The sequence below is a fragment of the Limnohabitans sp. genome, assembly GCF_044361645.1.
Taxonomy (GTDB): domain Bacteria; phylum Pseudomonadota; class Gammaproteobacteria; order Burkholderiales; family Burkholderiaceae_C; genus Limnohabitans_A.
Genome location: NZ_JBIKIL010000079.1, coordinates 1 through 17,412, shown reverse-complemented (window position 1 = coordinate 17,412; position 17,412 = coordinate 1). Strand labels below are relative to the sequence as shown.

Below are 17,412 nucleotides of genomic sequence, written 5' to 3'. Positions count from 1 at the left end.
CGTTCACTGTGCCATCGCCCAAGCTGAGCAAATCGTCTGCGCTCAAGACCACCGCTTGGGCCGCTCCTGTACCAGTCAGGGTTTTGCTCAACGAGCCACCACCACTGCGCGTGAAGCGCACCACCGTGCTGGCACCGGATTCGGCAGTCACGGTCAGCACGCCGCCTGTGGCTGTGGCCTCGGCCATGGTGGCACCGTCACCCACACCCGCGCCCAAGACCAGTGTGGGGGCTGAAGGGGCTTGGGTGTCGATCACAGGTCCGTTGGTGACTTCAGGAATCACACCTGCCGTGGCCACAAAAGCCAAGCCAAAGTCATGGCTATCGCGCAATGTGGACGCTGTCAGCAAACTTTGAAGTGCCTGGGTATTGACCTGCACTTGGCCCTCTAGACCGGGCTTGAGAAGGGTGCTCAGTGTGCGTGAGTGGCTGTTGTCTTGCCCTTTCCATGATGCGTTGAGGGCCTGACCGTTCACATGCAGAACTTGGTTGGTGCTGCCAGATGTGAGCCCGTACATCGGGCGATCAAAGTAGAGCGTCAGTTCAAGGGTTTTGGCCAGGCCCTGATCGGCGACTTCGGCAATGCCGTTTATGCTGAAAACCAAGCTGTCATGGGGCGTCAAGCTGGGCAAGTGAGCCAAGCTGTGCTGCAAAGAAAGCAATTGCTGAGCCGTCAATGCATTGACTTGCTGGGCGGACAAATGGGCCACTTGTGGGGCCGTCAAGGCGGCCAATTGGGCAGGCTCGAGGCGGCTGAAAACGGCCTTGCTCAAACCGCTCAAGGCGCTTGGACTCAGCGCACGGATGTGAAGGCCCAAGGCGTTGACCTGCAGGGGCGTTAAAACAGCCAGCAACTCAGCGTGCAGGCCGCTGACCCAAGCGGCACTGTGCGAGTGGATTTCTGCGGGGTTGAGCTTTGCAAGCGCACTCGGATCCAAGTTGCTGGTCGTTCTTTGCACTGAAGCCATGGCTTCAGTGGCCAAGACCAAGGGTGTGCTGGCGGAGAGTTTTTGACCCGCTGCGCTGGGCTCGAGCGCGGCATTTCGCAGCCAAACAGCGCCCAAGCCAGTGTCCATGGAGGCGTTTGCACCGTCGCTGCGCAGTGACTGCATGAGCAGCTCTAAGACCGACAGGGTGGACAAGCCCACCTGCATCTCCAGGGTAGAGATCACCGCCAAGGCCTTGCCATAGGCATTGGGCTGCATGGGCGCGCCCAGCGGGGTGACAGCGAACACCACAGATTGCCTGGCCAAGTCAACACTTGACCCCAGAAAAACGCTCGCCACAGCCCGGTTTGCCGCCTCAAAATCAGCGGCCTCAGGCGCGGCCCTGAGCAGCTGGGTCAACACATCATCGCCCGCAGGCAAAGCCAAGGCTTTCATCACTGCCAAGGTACTCAGGGGAGACAGTGTCAGCTTGACGGTTTGGTCATTGGCCGCAATCTGGGTGGACAGCCAAAGTTCAGATTCAATGTGGCTCGCGTGGTTAGTGGCCTCGTCCAGATAGTCTGGATCGCGGTCAGCATCGACCATTTTCACAAGCAAGTGTCCTCGGTAGCCCGAACGGTCTGTGAAAACAAATTGGCCGTCTTCAAACTGTGCAGTCTCGCCCAGTGGGGCCCCTGTGTCGGCTCTGTAAAACACCACTTTGGCGCCCACGCCACCATCGATCAAGGGCCCCAATGCCACTGAGACCCGATAGTCCACGCTGGCCACGGCTTGTTCAGGATGGCCACCAGCAGCCGCAGCATCATCATCAATACCAGCATTGCCACCATCACCAATACCAGCACCAGCACCAGCACCAGCACCAGCACCCAACAAAGCAGCCAGCCCGGCCAAAGGCCCGAGCAGCGGGCTCGCCATCGCGACAGCAGCGCCCTCAGAAGCCGAGCTTGAGTTGCTTGCGGTGATCACATCCAAATTGTCAGAGGCCAATGGGTCTATTGAGCCCCCTGCAGCCGTGACGAAAGACAGTGCTTCAAGCGATGCAGATGGCGCCAGGTAAAAATCTGTGAACACCAAAACCTCGTCATGCTCGCTCACCAACACCAAGTCATGGCCGACTTTTTTGAGCTGGAGCTTGGGCTCGACAGCACCCTCTTTGAGCGCAACATGCACGGTCAATGCGGCTTTTGGGGCCACTGCAAAAGACGGCTTTTGCCCAGCGACCGGAAACTGGACCCCTTCGCCAGAATTTTTATTGCGAACGCTGATGGATCGAATCGGGGACATGTTGAGGTCTGGGAATCAGGCAAGGCGGCGACACGGGGACGCACGCAAAGGGGTGATTTGAATGTGAATTTGTCAATCTAGTGTTTAGCAACAGAATTTTATAGATTAAAAATAAGTAAATCAAAAATTTTGGTGATATTTAGACTTTTCCCCATCAATTTTGGCCAGATACCGGGGTGTTTGGCTGGCGCACGGCCTGCTGTGCAGACCACCAAGCCATGGCACTGCCCACACCGCCGCCGGGCCTGCGCGCAACTTTGATGGATGCGGCACTGTGAAGTCTTCAGTGCTTGAGGCTAAGCTTGACCTGTTCTTTTGCACCCTTGAGGCGGCTGTCATCGAGGCCGTTGTCTCAGCCGTCCTGGCCCTGAGCCGAGAGCCACCAAGCACAGAGGGTGTTGGCAAAGGGCGGCAGTGCACACTGAACCTCGGGTCTTCGCTCGGGATGACAAGATGAGCCAGAGATGACTAAAAAAACCAGAGATGACAAAAAAGAAGCGCGTCCCATCAGCGCGCCCATGTTCTGTTGGCCGTTGGAAGGGCTTTTTCAGTGGCTACTTTTGGGCTGGGTGGGCAGGCCCTGGGTTTGCCAAGCGTCGATACCGCCCTGCAAAAAATGGGCTTGCAGGCCTGCTGCGCGCAAGCGCAGCGCGACTGCTCGGCTGACCTCGTGGCCGTAGACGCAGTAAGCGATCACGGGTTTGTCTTTTGGCATGGTGCGCACCCAAGTGTCCAGCTCGGCGGGGTCGTGCCAGGTGGCAGCGCGAATCTGGGTACTGGCTTTTTCAAACACAGCCGCTCGGCGCACATCGATCAACATGGCATCGCCCATCGCTTGAGCCCTTGCCTCGCCCGATGCTTGAGCCATTGCCTCGCCCATGGCGTCTTTCATCGCCTGTGCGCTCATGCCCAAGGCGTGGCTTGCAGAGCTGACGGCATGTTGGTAGCGGGCATAAACCGCCGTCCAGTGAATATGGCTCATGAAAGCATCAACGTAGGCGCCAGCGTTCGCCCCAAAGTCCAAGTGGTAGGCGTGTTCATACATGTCCAGCGCCAAGATGGGCACGCCACCGGCCAGCGCGTGCGTGTGGTCAGCTGCCCACTGGTTGACCAAGCGGCCTTCGCGTGCTTGAAACACGAGCAGCATCCAGCCCGAGCCACCACCCAGGGCTTTGGCGCAAGCTGTGAATTCTTCGCGCCAGCGTTCAACGCTGCCGAAATTGGCGCTCAGCGCCAATGCGCAGGCGGGCTCCATCGATGACCCGTCACTGCCCAGGCTGTCAAAGTACAGCTCGTGCAGCAGCATCGAGTTGGTGGCGATCAGCTCTTCGTGCTTCAAGCCATTGAGCAGGAAACCCGGCGCGGCGGCAAAGTCGATGCCTGCGAGCTGTTCGCGGATCGCGTTGAGCCGTTTGACCGCGCCGCCATGGTTGTGCTGGTGGTGGCTGTTGATGAGCTTGGCCGAGAGACCGTTCAGGGCCTCGACGCCAAAAGGCAGGGCTTGGATCTGTGCGTTCATGAAAGCGCCTTCAGGTGGTGAGTGAAAAAAACGGGCTGGCCAGCAGACCGGTGATGGCGCAAACGCCCAGCAAGGGCAGCACGCCCACCTTGTAGCGAAACAGCGCCACCGCTGCGGCGGCAGCGATGACGGCTGATGCGCTGTCGAAATGCCCGCCAAAGCCCTGCGGCCAGAGCACGTGGTAGGCAAAGAACATCGCGAGGTTCAGGATCACGCCCACCACCGCTGCGGTGATGGCCGACAGCGGTGCTGTCAAGCCCAGCTTGCCGTGGCTGGCCTCGACCGCTGGGCCTGCTGCGAAGATGAACACGAACGAGGGTAAAAAGGTGAAAAACGTCACCACCACGGCGGCCAAAGCGCCGCCCAGAAACCATGCGTCTGGCCCCAGTACTTCTTTCGCTGCGCCGCCCAAAAACCCGACAAAGGCCACCACCATGATGAGCGGCCCGGGGGTCGACTCGCCCAGCGCCAAGCCGTCGATCATTTGCGGACCGCTGAGCCATTGGTAGGTCTCGACAGCGCCCTGGTAGACGTAGGGCAAGACGGCGTAGGCACCGCCGAAGGTCAGCAGCGCCGCCTTGGTGAAGAACCAAGCCATCAGCGTGAGCGTGCCTTGCAGGCCATTCAAAACGAGCAACAGCGCCATGGTCAGTAACCACAGGCCCAAGCCGACCGCAAGCACCTTGACCAAGTGGCTGCGCGAGAAACGGGCGTGGGCCGGTGTCGGTGTGTCGTCGTCGATGAGGGCCGGGCCATAGTGGTGTTGGGCATTGCCATGCCCGCCACCCAGCGCAAACACGGCAGGCCAGCGCCGCGCGCCGAAGTGACCGATGAGCGCCGCTGCCAGCACAATGGCCGGGAACGGCGTGTCGAGCGCAAAGATCGCTGCAAAAGATGCCGCTGCGATGCCCCACATCCAGCGATTTTTCAGTGTCCGTGTGCCGATGCGGTGAGCCGCGTGCATGACCAAGGCGGTCACGGCCGGCTTGAGCCCGTAAAACAAACCCGCCACCAGCGGCACATCGCCAAAGCGCAAGTAGACCCAACTCAAGCCCACCAAAATGAACAGTGAGGGCAGTACAAACAGCACACCAGCGACGATGCCGCCCCAGGTGCGAAACATCAGCCAGCCGATGTAAATGGTCAATTGCTGCGCTTCAGGGCCAGGCAGCAACATGCAGAAGTTCAGGGCGTGTAGAAATCTCTTTTCACTGATCCAGCGGCGGCGCTCGACCAGCTCGGCATGCATGATGGCGATTTGTCCGGCCGGACCGCCAAAACTGACGAAGCCCAGTTGTAGCCAAAACCGAAAAGCCTGGGCAAAGCTGACCGAAGCGGGAGCGACCTGGTCTGCGCTGCCTGGGGGCTTGGGTGAATGCTTGGGGTTCATGTGGTGGGTCTCAAGATCGTGGTGCGGCGTAGAGGGCGTCGAACACGGCGCCAGCCGCTGCAAGCAAAGCATCGTCATCGCTGTGCAGTTCGCGCAGCCCGGCCAGCACGCTTTCAAGGCCAGCGGCTTCTTGTACGGGCATGCCCCCGGCATCTAAAAAGTGCACCAGGCTGGCCATGTGTTGCAGCCGCGTGTCACTGTCCAGGCCAAAGGCCAGCAGCAACACCTCAAAGCTCACGCGCGCGCCGACATGGGAGAAACGCGCACCGTCGTAGTCGAAGCCCACGGTGCCGCGCGGCGCGCTCACCCCCTGTGCGGTCACGGCCAACCAGACAAAACGGGCCTGGGGATCGATGAAGCGACGGATCAACCAAGCGCAGGCCAGTCGGTCTACCCAGGGCCTGGCCCGGGTGGCCCATCGCTTGCCCTGAAATTGGCGCACATCGAGGCGCGCTATGCCGTGGTCAGTTTGGGCTTGCGGTTCACCTTTTGAAAACTGGGCGTCCAGCGCCTGGCCAAGCGCGTCCAGTGTGTGTGTGGCTTGCGCTGAAGCGGCACCGGGGTAGTAATCGATGCGGCGCAAGGCGTGCAGCGCCTCGGCGATGGCCCGGGCGCGGCGGCGCGACTCCGTTTCACCCAAGTTGGGCAAATCAGCTTGCAAAGCCGTGGCGGTGTCGCGCCAAAGGGCGTAGGCCTGTGCACGGTCAAACAGGGCCATCAACGCTTCTTCTTGGCCAGGTTTGTGGGGCGAGAGCGACAAGACCATCGCCCAGCCGCCGTGCTCCAGCACTTCGGCCGCGATGGGCTCGAACAAAGCTGCGTGTGCCTGTGGCAACAGGTAGGCCCCGTCGCGCAGTGCGCCACAACCCAGCGCCTTGAGGTTGCGCCAGACCCGCACGCGTACCGCATTGGGCTGGGTGGGCAAGGTGAGGATCAAAATTGACATCATGATTTGAGGTGTACGCTACTTAAGCGGTAATAAGTACTTCAATATTGATGCCCATCAAAATACGCAAAGCCAGCCAAAACCGAGCATTTTCAAGGGGTGTGCAGAGGGCTTGACCGCCGCCCCTTGATTGCGCAGGACGCTGTCAGGGCTTGGGTTTGATGCGGCTCTTCGTCAAGGGCCGGTGCGAGGTGTTGCCTTGCCGTTCGGCCGCGCAGGCAGACCTGGCATCAGAGATGGGTGTGTGCTTTGGCGATGTCGGCAGGATCGGTCAGGGGCGATGCGATCGACAGGCCTTTGTCCCCGCTACAAGCGCTGTTCAGCCCGCAGCGCCTGCATGGCCGCGAGTTGCACCTGCTGCACCGCGTCGGCCGCCTCGGCCTGCACCACCAGCCGCTGCGGCGTGCTGCGCAGCCAGGTGATTTGTCGTTTGGCCAGTTGGCGGGTGGCGAAGATGCCGCGTTCGCAGATCTCGGCGTCGCGCCAGCCCGCATCCAGCCCCTGCCAGGCTTGGCGGTAGCCCACGCAGCGCAGCGAGGGCAGGTCGGGGTGCAGGTCGCCGCGGGCCCGCAAAGCCTTCACCTCGTCCATGAAGCCTGCCGCCATCATTTGCGCAAAGCGCAGGGCAATGCGTTGGTGCAGCCAGGCGCGCTCGAGCGGCTCCAGGCTGATGATGGGGATGCGCCAGTCGGGCGCTTGGGCTTTGGCGCTTTGGTGAAAAGAGGTGAGGGTCTGGCCCGTCGCGGTCCAGACTTCGAGCGCCCGGCCGATGCGTTGGCTGTCGCCGGGGGCCAGGCGGGCGGCACTGGCCGGGTCCACTTGGGCCAGCCGTGCGTGCAGTGCGGGCCAGCCCAGTTGCTCGGCTTGTTGGTGAATTTGGGCGCGGATCTCGGGCTTGGCTGGGGGGGCGTCGTTCAGGCCTTCGAGCAGCGCTTTCAGGTAAAGCATGGTGCCGCCCACCAGCAGCGGTGTTTTTCCGCGTGCGCCGATGTCTTGGATGAGCCGGGTGGCGTCTTTGGCAAATTCGGCGGCGCTGTAGTTTTGCCGTGGGTCCAGCGTGTCGATCAGGTGATGGGGCACGGCCGCCAATTCGGCGGGGCTGGGTTTGGCGGTGCCGATGTCCATGCCCCGGTAGACCAGGGCCGAGTCGACGCTGATGATTTCTGCGCCGCCTCGTGGGGCCAAGCTCTCGGCCAGGGCCAGTGCTGCTGCTGTTTTTCCGCTGGCGGTGGGGCCGACGATGGCGATGGCGTCGATGCCCCGCTGGGGCCGTTCAGGCCGCTGTGGGATGGTGCGGGCGTCCGAGTTCATGCGGGCTCAGGCGCGTGCGCCTTGTGTGACTTGTGGGACTTGTGGGGCTGCGCGCCCGTGCCGCTGCACCACGGTCCAGGCCACCACGGCGATGAACACGCTGCACAGCAGCAGGCCATGGGCCAGCGCCAAGACGGGTTCGTGCATTTGCGTGCCCAGCCAGCTGCCCATGAAAAAGGCCCCCAGCATCATCAAAAAACCATTCAGCGCCGAGGCGGTGCCCGCCCGCTCAGGAAATGGTGCCACCGCACCGCTTTGACCGCAAGACTGGTGCACGCCGTGGCCCAGCATGTACAGGTAGATGGGCCCCATCACACAGGCCGCGCCGTACCAGCTTTGGCCACGGCCCGCATAGGCCAGTGCGGCCATGCTGATGCCGCTTGACAGCGTGAGCACGGCGGCCACGCCCACGGTGCGGTGGATGCTGGTGCGGCGCAGCATCCAGCGGCACCAAAAGGTGCCCACGATGTAGGACAGCGACATGCTCAGCATGAAAAAACCATAGGCTGTTTTGCTGTAGCCCATGCTGCGGGTGAAGACAAAGGACGAGCTGGCCAAAAAGGTGAACAAGCCCATATAAGAGCCGGTCGACAGCGCGTTCCAAGCGCGAAAAGTGGGGTTTTGCAAAATTTGCCAATTGGATTTCAAAAGGCCGCGCAGTTCAAGTGCCTTGGGGTTGGCTTGGCTCAGGGTTTCTTCAAAGCGCCACAGCAGCAGGCCAAAGGTGACGACCCCAAACGCGGCCAAAGCCAAAAGTGCCACGCGCCAGCCCAGGGTGTCGGTCAAGATGCCACCCAGCGGCGCGCAGGCGCAGGCGATGAGGCCCAAGCCTGTCAGCGCTTGCGACATGACGTTGGCCCCTTGGGCCGGGGCATACAGGTCACGCACCACGGCCCGCGCGGCCATCACGCCCGCACCCATGGCCACGCCTTGCAGTGCGCGGCCTGCGATCAGCCAGGCCATGCTGGGCGCAAAGGCACAGGCCACCGAGGCGAGCACATAAGCGGCCATGCCCCACAGCAAGATGGGTCTGCGGCCATAGCGGTCCGACATGGGGCCCCAGACCAATTGGGACAGGCCAAAGGCGAGCAGCAAAGCCGTGAGGGTGAGTTGGGCTTGGCCCATGCCGGCCCCAAAGCCTTCGGTGATGGCGGGCAGGGCGGGCAAATACAGGTCGGTGGTGACCGGTTGCAGTCCCAGCAGCAGGGCCAGGAGCAGGACGACGATTTTGGCGGGCATGTTGAGGGCGGGGCTCTTGGGTCTTCGGCTGTGCGGGAAGTGGTTTCTTCAGGGCGCGGCGCTGTGCCAGGCCGGTGCACGGCTGCCCGCATGCGCGCTGGGCTGGGTCAATCGGGCAGTTCGCGCGGCGGGCACAGCCGACCCGGATTCAAGCCGACAACGCGTTGGAGCCAGATGATGGCCTGTCTGGGATGCAAATTGAGACGATGAAACACCCATCACCGACCGCGCAAAAACAGCGCGTCCAAATCCCGCATGGCCATCTGACGCCATGTGGGGCGGCCGTGGTTGCATTGGTCCGAGCGTTCGGTGTCTTCCATTTGGCGCAGCAAGGCGTTCATCTCGTCCAGCGTCAAGCGGCGGTTGGCGCGCACCGCGCCGTGGCAGGCCATGCTGGCCAAAATCTCGTTTTGCGCCCTTTGCACCACGGTGCTGGCGTCGTGTTGGGCCAGTTCCGCCAACACGCTGCGGGCCAGTTCCACCGCGTCGCCTTGGGCCAAGCTGGTGGGCACGGCGCGTACCGCCAGGGTTTTGGCCGACAGGGGTGTGATCTGCATGCCCAATTGTTCCAAAGCCTCGGCGCAGGCCTCGGCGGTGGCCACCTCGGTGGGGTGCGCGGCAAAGGTGGCGGGGATGAGCAGCGGCTGGCTGGCAATGCGCGGGCCGTCAGCGCCCGAGGCGTTCAGTTGGTTTTTCAGGCGTTCGTACACGATGCGTTCGTGCGCCGCGTGCATGTCCACCACCACCAGGCCTTGTTTGTTTTCGGCCAGGATGTACACGCCATGCAGTTGGGCGACGGCGCGGCCCAGAGGCCAGGGGTTGTCGGCCGCGTTGGCGTTTGGCGAGGGCTGATCGCGGTCGGAGACCGCTCCTACGGGGGAGGGCGGGGGCTGATCGCGGTCAGAGACCGCTCCTACGGGGGGTGGTGTTGTGTGGGAGCGGTCTCCGGCCGCGAATGGGGCTGGCCAATCGGCAGGGCGGGCTTCTTGCGCACCAAGCGCTTGACTGCGCTCAGACGGGTTCCACAGCGCTTTCAGGTCGGCCATGGCACGATCGCCGTCCACGCGGGGCCGCACAAAGTCGGTCGGTTTGTAGCTCGGTGCAGAAAAGGTCGAAGGGCCAGCACGCTCGAAAGCCATGCCGCTTTGCTGCCAGGCCGCCGACTCGGGCAGGGCCCTAGGGGCCGGGCCGTTTTTCAATTCAAAGTCCGGGGCCGATGCGGCCAAAGCACCCGGTGATGCCGTGCCCACGGCGTCGGTCTGGGCACCGCTGAGCAGGTGCGCTCGCGGCGCGGCCAGCGCCTTTTCCAATGCGTGCTTGACCGCTTGGTGCACCGCCCGGCTGTCGCGAAAACGCACCTCGATCTTGGTCGGGTGCACGTTCACATCGACCAAGCCGGGGTCGATCTGCATGAACAGCACGTAGGCCGGTTGCTTGTGGCCGTGCAACACATCTTCGTAGGCGCTGCGCGCGCCGTGCATGACCACTTTGTCGCGCACAAAGCGGCCGTTCACATAGGCAAATTGGTGGTCTGGGCGCGAACGTGCGGCGTCGGGCAGGCCGGCGCGGCCCATCACCCGCAGCGGCCCGGCATGGAAGTCGACAGGAATGGACTGGGCCACAAACTCGCCTCCCAGCACATCGGCCAGCCGCTGCGCCAGCCCCGCTGCGCCCGGGTGCACGCGCCACTGCTCGAGCAGCTTGCCCTCGTGCCAAATGGCAAAGCCCACGTCTGGGCGGGCCAAGGCGTGACGGCGCACCGCCTCGATGCAGTGCGCCAGCTCGGTGCTGTCGCTTTTCAAAAATTTGCGCCGGGCGGGGGTGGAAAAAAACAGCTCTTTCACCTCCACCGTGGTGCCCACAGCACGGGCCGCCGGGCGGATTTCCCCGCTTTGGCCATCGAGTGCGAACGCACTGGGCTGGCTGTCCATGCGCGAGAGCAAGCTGAGTTCGGACACCGAGTTGATGGCCGCCAGCGCCTCGCCCCGAAAGCCCATGGTCAGCACCGATTCGAGTTCGTCCAGGGTGCCGATCTTGCTGGTGGCGTGGCGCTTCAAGGCGGTGGCCAACTCCTCAGGCGCAATGCCGCCGCCGTCGTCCTCCACCGCAATCAGCCGGGTGCCGCCGCCCATCAGGCGCAGCGTGATGCTCTGCGCCCCAGCGTCCATGGCGTTGTCGACCAATTCGCGCACCACCGAGGCCGGGCGTTCGACCACCTCACCGGCGGCAATTTGGCTGATCAGTTCATCGGGCAGTTCGCGGATGGGGCGGCGCGCGTTCGCCTGGTGGTTTGGGGTGGTCACCGCAAGATTGTAGACACCCAGACAGCCTGTTTGCGCGCGTCACTTGCGTCACTTGCGTCACTTGCGCCGCTGCGCCGCCGCGCAAGCTCACCAGGGCGAGGCGGGCGGCGATCGATGCATGCCGTGACCATCGCGCAGCCTTGAGCGGTCCAAGCCCTGTGATTGGGCGGATGCGGCAAAAAGCAGCCTGCAAAAATCATGGGGCTTTGGACCATGGCAGGGGAGAACAAGGCATGGTCATTCGCCAAAGTTCAGCGGCAAGCCCACGTAGTTTTCGGCCAAGCTGAGCGAGCCCGCCTCGCTGTGCACCAAATAATCCAACTCGGCGTCTTGGAATTTTTGGCCGATCTCGCCGTTTTCTGGAAAGTGGTGCATCAAGCTGGTGAACCACCATGAAAAGCGCTCGGCACGCCACACGCGGCGCAGGCAGCGCTCGGAGTAGGCGTGGATGCCCGCTTGGCTGTGCTCGGCATAAAACTCGATGAAGGCGGCCTGCAAATACTTCACATCGGTGGCCGCCAGGTTCAGGCCCTTGGCGCCGGTGGGCGGCACGATGTGCGCGGCGTCGCCCGCCAAAAACAGGCGGCCAAAGCGCATGGGCTCGGTGACAAAGCTGCGCAGCGGGGCGATGCTTTTTTCGATGCTGGGCCCGGTCACCAAATGCGCGCAGGCCTCGGGGTCCAGGCGAAGGCGCAGCTCGGCCCAAAAGGCCTCGTCAGACCACTGCGCTGCTGTGTCGGTGGTGGGCACTTGCAGGTAGTAGCGGCTGCGCGTGGCGCTGCGCTGCGAGCACAGGGCAAAGCCCCGGGTGCTGTTGACGTAAATCAGTTCGTGGTGCACGGGCGGCGTGTCGGACAACACGCCCAGCCAGCCAAAGGGGTAGACCTTTTCGTATTCTTTAACGGCGCTTGGGGGTGCGCTGGCTCGGCACACGCCGTGAAAACCGTCGCAGCCCGCAATGAAGTCGCAGGCGATGGCGTGGGTTTGGCCATCTTTTTCGTAGGTCACGCGCGGCTTGGCGCTGTCGAAATCGTGCACTTGCACCTTGTCCGCCTCGTACACCGTTGGCAAACCTTGTGCCTGGCGGGCGTCCATCAGGTCGCGGGTGACTTCGGTTTGGCCGTACACCACCACGTTTTTGCCACGCGTGAGCTGGTTCATGTCGATGCGGTGGCGCGCGCCCTTGAAGAGCAAATCAAATCCGCCGTGGATCAGGCCTTCGCGGTGCATGCGCTGGCCCACGCCCGCTTCGTCCAAAAGGTCCATGGTGACTTGCTCCAGCACGCCCGCGCGGATGCGCGACAGCACATGTGCGGGGCTTTGGCGCTCCACGATGACGGCGTCGATGCCGGCTTTGAAAAGAAGCTGCCCCAGCAGCAAACCCGAGGGGCCTGCGCCGACGATGGCGACTTGGGTGCGGGTGGTGCTCATGGGCTGGCTGTAGGTGTTTTCTATGAACCACAGCTTAGGGGCTTGCGCCCTCGAGCGCTGGAGCCCGGGTCTCGATTGCGCGGTGATCGGAAAATTTGTGCGATGATCGCGCAAAATGATGACCCCCAAAAACCGCATGCGCATGGCCAAAGCAGATTTCATCCTGGGTCTGGCCAAGGGCCTGGCCGTGCTGGAGGCTTTTGACACCGAGCGCCAACGCCTGAACGCCACGCTGGCGGCGCAGCGCACCGGGCTGACGCGGGCGGCGGCGCGGCGTCATTTGCTGACCCTGGCCGAGTTGGCTTACCTGGAAACCGATGGTGCCTATTTTTGGTTGTCGCCCAGGGTGCTGCGTTTGGCGGGCAGTTACTTGGCCAGCTCGCGCTTGCCGCGCACGCTGCAACCCACCTTGAACCGCTTGGCGGCGCAAACACAAGCGGCTTTCAGTGCGGTGGTGCTCGATGGTGCAGAGTGCGTGATCGTGGCGCGCAGCGCCGGGGTGGCCGAGCCGGTGCGGCTGTTGGCCTATGGCCTGCATTTGGGCGCGCGTTTGCCCGCGCACGCCACCTCGACCGGCCGGGTGTTGTTGGCCAACCTGCCCGTGGCCGTTTTCGACGCTTGGTTGCAAGGATGCGAGTTGGCGCGCATCACACCGCACACCGAGGTGAACGCTGGCCAGTTCAGCGCCATGATCGCGCAAGTGCGGCGCGAAGACCACAGTCTGGCGCGCGATGCCCATGAGCTGGGCATCCACGCTTTGGCTGTACCGCTGCGCAACATGCAGGGCCAGACGCTGGCGGCGCTGAACGTGGTGGGCACGGCCGAACAATTGAGCGCTGCAATGCTTGAGCGGCAATGGCTGCCATTGCTGCAGCAGGCGGCGCGTGAATTGCGGCCTTTGTTGTAGAGCGGCGCCAGCTCTGGGCTTGTGGCCGCGCCAAAAGCCGCAAGCTGGGCGTTCAAGCCAATTCAGAGCAGCGTCAACTGGCCCTCAATGCGCAGGTGTTCCACAAAGTTAGCCAGTGTCAGGTTGCTGCTGATGGCGTTGACGGTGTGGGGGATGAACTGGCCATTGACCTGCAACTGGTCGTTGGTCGTGAATGTCAGGTTGTCGAACAGCAAATTGGCCGTAGGCTCGAAAGTCGTCCCGCCGTTGTGGTCGATCTCGAGCACCAATTTGTTGTTGGCGTTTTTGACGGCCCTCAAAAACTGGTTTTCGTTGATTTGTGAGTAGGCATCGAGCAACTGGCGCAAGTCCAGCTGATCGGCTTCGGCGCTGCCTTGCAAAGCGCCATTGCCTCTTTTGAAGCCGAAGTCCGTCAAGGTCTGCGTGAACCCGCCTGGCCCTGCGCCAGCGAAATCAGGCCAAACAAAGACATCTGCACCGCCAGCGCCTGTCAGGGTGTCGTTGCCCGCGCTGCCCAAAAAGTAGTCCACCCGGTTGGCAGCACCGGTCAAAGTCTCCGCACCGGCGGTGGAGGTGATCAATTCGCCAAAATTTCGATCGGTGATGCTGCCCAATGTTTTGCCGCTGCTGCCTCTGACTGGGTTGCTGGTGGGTGGCGTGTAGCTCAGCAGCAAAGGGCCTGCATCGTCGATGCTGCCGCTCAAGGTCAACACCAATTTCGAGTTGTCGGCGGGGTCGCGGGTGATGCCTGTGATGGTTTGCGTGGCCGTGCCAGCCTTGACCGTGAAGGCGCTGCTTGGGGGTAAGTCGCTGGTGATGGCCTCGTTGAACTGCAGGATCACTTGATCCAAGGCGGCGGTGTTGGAGTTCAGTTGGGGTCTAAATACCGATAACGCGGTGGCGTTGACAAGCGCCTGACCGGTGACACCACTGCCCAAAGCGGCCGCATCGTTGCCGCTGCTGTCTTGCAAGGCCGCATTGTTCACCCCTATGTTGGCGGCAGGAGCGTTGTAGACGACGCTCACGGTGTCGTCTGGCAAGATGGCACGGGCCAAGTCCAACTGTACCTGTGTGTTCGCAATGGTGACGGCGTTGACAGCAATGCGGCTGCCATCGCTTTTCAAGATCACAAAGGCATTGGCAGCGACCGCAGGAATGACCGGCGTGCCGTTGGCGTTGGGGCTGAGCAATATTTCGTTGTAATTGAGCAGCACGCGCAGGCCGTTTTCGCTGGTCTGGGCAGAGACCAGGCTGGGGCCTGTGGTGTCCAAGGTGTGCGTGAAGCCCGTGCTGTCGTTGCCTAAGCTGTCTTGCAAAGCGCGGTTCAGGAGGCTGGGATCGTTGGTGGGCGCGCTGTAGACCAAACTGGCCGTTTGGCCGCTTTGCACGGCGCTGGCAAAGCCCAAGCTGAGCGTTCTGCCCGACACCACGCTGCTCACGGGGGTGAGCAGCGTACCGCCATTGGCGGTCAGGCCAAAAGCGCCAGCAGCAGGGCCCAAGCTGGCAAGGTCTTCGTTGAAGCTCAGCTCCAGCGTGCGTTCGTTGGTGAATCGGCTGGCCACCAAAAGTGGCGGGATCGTGTCGATCAGCGTGACCTCTCGCTCAAAAGCGGCGGCTGGGTTGCCTGCCCAGTCTTTGAGCCGCAGACCGGTGCTGGGGGGTGTGTAGGCCACCCGCAAGCCAGCCAATGCATCGGTCACGCTGTCGGCCAGCGTCAAGCTCAATTCCGAGCCTTCCAATTTCAAGCTGCTCACCGCCACGCTGGTGGTGTTGCCGCCACTGCTGACGCTGACCGAGAAAGCGTCTGCCGTTGGCAACTCGCCTGCATTCAGCTCTTCGGTAAAGCGCAGCCGGACCACGCGCACTTGGCGTTCGGTGGCTGCGACCGCCAGATCATTGACCAGCGCAGGGGCTGTGGTGTCGAGGCTCAAAGAGACGGCAATGCCCCCCAGTGGGCCAATGACCGCGGCCAAGTTGTTGGCATTGTCTTGCAGTGCTTGGGTGCTGTCGGATGGCGGTGAGTAGCTCAAACTGATGAGGGGGTTGGACCCGGTGATGGGCCCGCCCAGCGTTAAACGCACCGAGTCGCCCAGCACCTCTTGGGCCGTGATGTTTTGCAAAACGCCCCCAACCCGAACTTGGAAACTGGCAGGGTCGAGCAAGCTGGTGCTCAAAAGGGGCTCCGAAAAACGCAAAACAATGAACGCGCTGTTAACGCTGGGGTCCGGGTGGTTGAAGGCCCGGGTGGCAAGCAAAGTGGGGGCGACCAAATCGGTCACAGTCACCGCTTGGTTGCGAAAAGTGTTGGCGATGTTGTCGTTCAAGTCTTTGATCTCGCTGCCGTCTCGCAGACTGACCGAGACTTGCCGCTCAGTGGTGACAGGAATGCCCAAGCCCAGCACGATGCTGGTTTGGTCGCTGCCACGGGCCACGGTGGTCACAGGGATGCTGAAGCCATCGACCAATACCTGGAAGGCACTGGCCGCTGGCAACACGTTGCTCAAATTCTCGTTGTAGCGCAAAACCAGTTGGTTGCCAGCACTGTTGCGGATGTCGGCGCTGAGCAGCGTGGGCGCTTGGATCTCGGCACTGGCGTCGGCATCGGTATCGGCTTGGTTGTTGCCTTTGTCTTTGCTGGCTGAATGCAGGGCACCCACCGCCAGCAGCGCGCCACTCAAGACCGCGCCGGCGGGCGCAGCACCAAAAAAGGAAGCGCCCGACCACGTGGTGAGTTCGCTCAAAGGGGCTTGCAGCTGGGGCAAGCCAAAGGGCTTGGCCGCCCCCCCGGCAGGGCTGGCAGCGGGGGGCGTTGTTACCGCGGGCGAAGCGCTTGGGGCTTCAGGGCTGGCGCTGGGTGCCTCGGCGCTGGCTTGCGCCAAGACGAGCGCGGGCAGATCGTCTGAGTGAGGCGGCAGCTGGGCCCGAAGCAGGTCAGCTTCTTGCAAACCCAGGGAATCGGGGGCCTCTTTCGGCTCCTTGGTCTTTGTGGCTTTAGGTTTTGGTGCTGGTATTTGCGAGGCCTCATGGACCTGCGCCAATGGCTCTGCTGCGACCGATTTTTGACCCAAGTTCACGGGCTTTTCAGTGCTGGAGGCTCTGGGCTTGGGTGCCAGAGCCGGGCTGGGCGCTTGCGCCGACAAGACAAGGGCAGCAGGGGAAGCAGATGACAAGCGCATGGCGGAGATTTCATTGAATTTGGTAAGCCCAGTGCAATTGCACGGGCGGGTTGGGGTTGGTCACCTCATTGCCGCCGCTGACCGAGCTGAGCAACTCAGCCCAACCCTCAAGGCCATGGACAAAGCGACCGAACACCGCGTAGCCGTTGCGCAAGTCGGTGCTGTCGAAACCCAAATTGTCTGTGGTGTTGACAAAAAACTGAGACGTGGCCGTGTCAGGCTCGTTGGTCCTGGCCATGGCGATGGTGCCTGCGGTATGGCTCAAACCGGTGCTGACCGTCGACTCCAAAGCCAGGGCCGTTTGGGTCGGCGGTTTGACCGCGTAAGCGCTGCCGTTCAGGACATAGCCACCGCCTTGGACCACGTTGACGCTGCTTTTGAGGAAGCGGTGAAACACGGTTTGGTCATAAAAGCTTTGGTTCACGTAGCGCAGAAAATTACTGGTGCTGATGGGGGCCTTGTCCAACTCCAGCAACACAACAGATTCTTTCAAAGCGGTACCGGTGCCCGTCAACACACATACCGCTGGCAAGGTGCTGGCGGCTGTGGCCAAACTGGCGTAAGCGGCGGCGCTGCAGGTTCTGCCTGGCAAGCTCAGGCGGGCCAGGCGCTGCACCGTGTTGTCAGAAAGCACCCAGGCGGTGAACACCGCCCGCTGGGTGTTGGAAGGGTTGGCGATGGCTTGGCTGTGCACCACAGACGTCGAGGAGGGGCCAGAAAAACAAGCGTCCGAGGCTTCGGGTGCAAGGCTGTCTTGCCGAATGCAGTAACGCTCAGAGGTGGTGGCCAAGCGGTTCAATGTCAGCTGCACCGCGTTGTCTGCCAGCAGCCGAGCAGACATCAAACCGAATGGGTTGTCGGCTGAATCGTTTGGAGTTGAAGGTGCGGGACTGCCACCTCCGCCACAAGCGCTCAACAAGACGACGCCCAAGGTGATGGGATGTAAAAAACGAAGCA

11 protein-coding genes are annotated in these 17,412 nt (G+C 62.3%); 1 reads left to right on the top strand and 10 read right to left on the bottom strand.

All coding sequences use genetic code 11. The annotated features are described in order from the left end of the window. The 8 genes from ACIQ39_RS12785 to pobA form a co-directional block, all read right to left on the bottom strand. A partial coding sequence (locus ACIQ39_RS12785) for a hypothetical protein (protein ID WP_396434990.1) occupies positions 1 to 2,233 on the bottom strand: 2,233 nt, incomplete at its 3' end. 547 nt (positions 2,234 to 2,780) lie between these two features. Further along, entirely contained in the window at positions 2,781 to 3,752 is a 972-nt protein-coding gene (locus ACIQ39_RS12780) for a Fe-Mn family superoxide dismutase (RefSeq protein WP_396434989.1), read from the bottom strand. Positions 3,753 to 3,762: 10 nt separating this feature from the next. Continuing rightward, positions 3,763 to 5,142, bottom strand: a complete 1,380-nt coding sequence (chrA, locus tag ACIQ39_RS12775; protein WP_396434988.1) for a chromate efflux transporter — start codon at positions 5,140 to 5,142, stop codon at positions 3,763 to 3,765. 10 nt (positions 5,143 to 5,152) lie between these two features. Then, positions 5,153 to 6,091 (bottom strand): chromate resistance protein ChrB domain-containing protein, encoded by a 939-nt coding sequence (locus ACIQ39_RS12770; RefSeq protein WP_396434987.1) that lies wholly within the window; start codon positions 6,089 to 6,091, stop codon positions 5,153 to 5,155. 303 nt (positions 6,092 to 6,394) lie between these two features. Beyond that, a complete protein-coding gene (gene miaA, locus ACIQ39_RS12765) occupies positions 6,395 to 7,399 on the bottom strand; it encodes a tRNA (adenosine(37)-N6)-dimethylallyltransferase MiaA (protein WP_396434986.1) in 1,005 nt (334 codons plus the stop codon). Between the two features lie 6 nt (positions 7,400 to 7,405). Beyond that, entirely contained in the window at positions 7,406 to 8,638 is a 1,233-nt protein-coding gene (locus ACIQ39_RS12760; protein WP_396434985.1) for a multidrug effflux MFS transporter, read from the bottom strand. A 218-nt stretch (positions 8,639 to 8,856) separates the two neighbouring features. Further along, positions 8,857 to 10,941 carry a DNA mismatch repair endonuclease MutL gene (gene mutL / locus ACIQ39_RS12755; RefSeq protein ID WP_396434984.1) on the bottom strand — a complete coding sequence of 695 codons (2,085 nt, stop codon included), beginning with the start codon at positions 10,939 to 10,941 and terminating at the stop codon, positions 8,857 to 8,859. Between the two features lie 237 nt (positions 10,942 to 11,178). Further along, entirely contained in the window at positions 11,179 to 12,372 is a 1,194-nt protein-coding gene (gene pobA / locus ACIQ39_RS12750; RefSeq protein WP_396434983.1) for a 4-hydroxybenzoate 3-monooxygenase, read from the bottom strand. Between the two features lie 136 nt (positions 12,373 to 12,508). On the opposite strand from pobA, the gene ACIQ39_RS12745 reads away from it, so the two are divergent. Beyond that, positions 12,509 to 13,279 (top strand): IclR family transcriptional regulator C-terminal domain-containing protein, encoded by a 771-nt coding sequence (locus ACIQ39_RS12745; RefSeq protein ID WP_396434991.1) that lies wholly within the window; start codon positions 12,509 to 12,511, stop codon positions 13,277 to 13,279. 62 nt (positions 13,280 to 13,341) lie between these two features. Here ACIQ39_RS12745 and ACIQ39_RS12740 read toward each other — a convergent pair whose 3' ends face one another. Both ACIQ39_RS12740 and ACIQ39_RS12735 read right to left on the bottom strand, forming a co-directional pair. After that, positions 13,342 to 16,455 (bottom strand): SwmB domain-containing protein, encoded by a 3,114-nt coding sequence (locus tag ACIQ39_RS12740; RefSeq protein ID WP_396434982.1) that lies wholly within the window; start codon positions 16,453 to 16,455, stop codon positions 13,342 to 13,344. 10 nt (positions 16,456 to 16,465) lie between these two features. Beyond that, positions 16,466 to 17,296 carry a peptidylprolyl isomerase gene (locus ACIQ39_RS12735; RefSeq protein ID WP_396434981.1) on the bottom strand — a complete coding sequence of 277 codons (831 nt, stop codon included), beginning with the start codon at positions 17,294 to 17,296 and terminating at the stop codon, positions 16,466 to 16,468. Between the last annotated feature and the right edge of the window lie 116 nt (positions 17,297 to 17,412).